This is a genomic window from Actinomadura montaniterrae, from assembly GCF_008923365.1.
GTDB classification, from domain to species: Bacteria; Actinomycetota; Actinomycetes; order Streptosporangiales; family Streptosporangiaceae; genus Spirillospora; species Spirillospora montaniterrae.
In genome coordinates this window covers 1-2,435 of sequence record NZ_WBMR01000442.1, presented here as the reverse complement: position 1 = coordinate 2,435, position 2,435 = coordinate 1, and the positions used below count along the sequence as shown (strand labels likewise).

Genomic DNA, 2,435 nt, shown 5'->3' with positions numbered 1-2,435 from the left:
GGCGCGCCCGCCGATGTCGTGGCCGCGCCGGTAGTGCTCGAGCGTGCGGCCGTGCTCGACCGACAGGTGCTCGGCCTTCTCCTCGAATCCGCTCGTGGGGTAGCCGCGCTCGCCCATCACGACGGTGACCAGGCCGTCGGCCTGCTCCACCGCCGAGCGGGGCGCGTCCACGAAGCGCTCCTGGACGGCCACCCACTGCTCGCGGTACTGCTCGCGGCGCCGGGGGTCGAGGTCGCGCAGCTCCAGCTCCTTGTGGCGCCGCTCGCGGCCGAGCAGTTCCCGCTCGGCGGCGGCGCGGCCGCCGTGCTGCTCCACGGCCCGGTCGTACTCGGGGCCGAAGCGCCTGCGCAGCCGCTGCGTCCGCGCCTGCCGCGCGGCGAGGAACGCGACCGCGGCGACGGCGGCGATGATGATCAGGGCGATGACGACCATGACGGCGGTCGACATTGTCTGTCCTCCAACGTGCGTCGGATCGAATGGAGCGCCGATGCCCGGACAGACGCGGTCGAAACAGACCTAAAGGGGAAACCGTCCTAAGGGGTGCGCGGTCCCGGCCGGGAGAAGAGGCAGACCAGATGGCCGACCCAGCGGCGGCCCGACAGCCCGGCCTGCTCCAGCAGGGCCAGTCCGCGCAGGTCGCGCGGGTGCGCGCAGGCGACGACGACCCCGGCCCGGCGGACCGCGCCCTGGAGGTCGGCGAGCGCGGGCTTCCAGCCGCCCGGCCGGCGCACCGCCGCGGTCAGCACCCGCCGGTCGGTCACGAACCGGGCCGGAACGGGCAGGTTCCGGAGGTAGTGGCCGTTGGGGTTCGCCGCGTGGACGCGGGCGGTCAGCAGCGGCACCGCCCGCATGTAGGGCGGCGGCATCACCACCACGCCGCCGGTCCGGGCCAGGTCGACGACCGCGCGTGCCGTCCCCACCTGCTCCGGCGGAAGCTTCCACGACGGGCGCGACGCGACGATCGAGCCGTTCTCCGCCGACCAGACCGGCGTCCCGCCCACGACCATCGTGACCGCCAGTGCGGCGGGGGGCAGTGCGGCGGCGAGGACGCCGAGCGCCCGGCGCCCGCCGGCGGGGACCGGGACCCGCACCGTGGCGAGCAGCCCGATCAGGACGGGCGCGGGCACGACCCACATCGTCCGCCACAGCACCTGGCCCGCCCCCGTCACGTCCGCCGCGAGGCCGAGGACGCCCGGCACCAGCAGCAGCGTGATCACCACGGCCACTCCGGTGCCGATGAGCGCGGGCACGCCGCGGCGCGCCGTCCACGGCGCGAGCCACAGCGCGCACCCCGCGAGGACGCCCGGCGCGGAGTACAGCAGCACCCACCGGAAGTCGTCCGAGGCGTCACCGACGAATCCCGTCACGGAGGTGTCGTGGTTCTGCAGCGTGACCACCGCGCCCGCCGCGACCGGATAGGCGAGCGCGACGCAGGCCGCCAGGCCCGTCCGGACCCGCCCGGACACGATCAGCGGTACCGCGGCGGCGGCGACGACCAGCGGCAGGACGAACGCGGCCGAGGAGGTCAGCCCCGTCGCGGCGACCCCGCAGGCGGCGAGCATCACCAGGTCGCGCCGCCTCCGCCGCTCGGCCCAGCGCGTGAGGTGGACGTACAGCAGCGGGACGAGCGCCGACACCATCACGGCCTTGCCCTGCCACATCCGCAGCAGATGGAACGAGCCGAGCGACGCGGGGCCGAGCCCCGACCACAGCAGGTACACGGCCGCGATCGCGAAGCACGCCACGGCCCGGCGCGGCGCCCACGTGCGCGACAGCCGCCACACGGCCCACACCGCGGCGAACGTCACGACCGGCAGCAGCAGGTAGTACACGAAGGACGCCGCCGGGACGCCGGCGATCCGCGCGAGGCTCCCGGCGAGGACCTCGATCGAGGAGACCGGCGGCTCGCCCGCGACGGGGCCGACCGCCCCCGAGGTGAAGATGGCGTCCTTGAAGGGGATGCGGCCGAGCGCGGCCGTCGCGACGGACCGGGAGACGAAGTAGGAGTCGTCGCCGTCGGAGTTGACGATGAACAGGGAGGCGGCCGAGAACCCGGCGGCGGTGGCGAGCGCGAGCGGCGTCCCCCACCGGCTCGCGGGCACCTCGAGCCGGGAGGGGTCGTCCCGGGAAGGCTCGGGCCGGGAGGGCTCGTCTTGGGAGGGCTCGTCTTGGGAGGGCTCGTCCGGTGCGGGCGGCGCACCGGCGGGGGAGCGGCGGAACAGCAGGCAGGCGGCGGACGCGGCGGCGGAGACCAGCCCGAACGCCCAGGCGCACCACCACGGGGCGCCGGACGTCTGCAGGCCCGCGCAGGCGCCCGCGACGATCCCCGCCCCGACGGCGACCAAGGCGAGGGCGCGCGAGGGGGCGGGGGAGCGCGGCGCGGCGGGCTCCGGCCACAGCGGCCCGCGTTCCCGCCCGTGCCGCCGCCGGCGCAG

General features: G+C 76.4%; 1 protein-coding gene and 1 pseudogene. Both read right to left on the bottom strand.

Annotated elements, in window-relative coordinates; all coding sequences use genetic code 11:
- Nucleotides 1–447: pseudogene (locus F9B16_RS50110) on the bottom strand (hypothetical protein); the annotation flags it as partial.
- Nucleotides 448–533: 86 nt separating this feature from the next.
- Nucleotides 534–2,435, bottom strand: a 1,902-nt coding sequence (locus F9B16_RS52115; protein WP_192809410.1) for a DUF6077 domain-containing protein, incomplete at its 5' end; no start/stop codon positions are given.